The organism is Paenibacillus sp. TSM33 (assembly GCF_056099025.1).
This window is the reverse complement of record NZ_JBLZXB010000041.1, coordinates 1-433: the sequence shown is the minus strand read 5'-3', so window position 1 is coordinate 433 and position 433 is coordinate 1. Positions and strand designations below refer to the sequence as shown.

Genomic DNA, 433 nt, shown 5'->3' with positions numbered 1-433 from the left:
TTTTCTTTCACAGAAAGAAAATGTCGATATATGCTACCTTTATTTCTCTTGTTTACACAAGATCAGCTTAAAGGAATATTCTAAAACGCAATTTCGTTTCGGTATCCAGTTTTCAAGGTGCAATTCGCTTCGTCGAAGCGAAGCCCGATGAATATTTCGGTTCCACACGATGTGTGAATGAAACATTCGTCGAAGCTTGAGAGTTTGAACTCTCAAAACTGAGCAACGAGTGAGTAAGTCCAGGATATTCATTTCATTCACACGAATGTGATGAACCGAATTGAATATCCGGTCGCAGGTATATACACCTGCTGATTTGAATGTTTCCATCGCAGGAAACGATTCTCCATAGAAAGGAGGTGATCCAGCCGCACCTTCCGATACGGCTACCTTGTTACGACTTCACCCCAATCATCTACCCCACCTTCGGCGG

General features: G+C 42.7%; 1 rRNA gene. It reads right to left on the bottom strand.

Annotation, left to right across the window (positions count from 1 at the left end):
* Positions 1-352: 352 nt before the first annotated feature.
* Positions 353-433, bottom strand: a 16S ribosomal RNA gene (locus tag ACN6NF_RS25730); the annotation flags it as partial.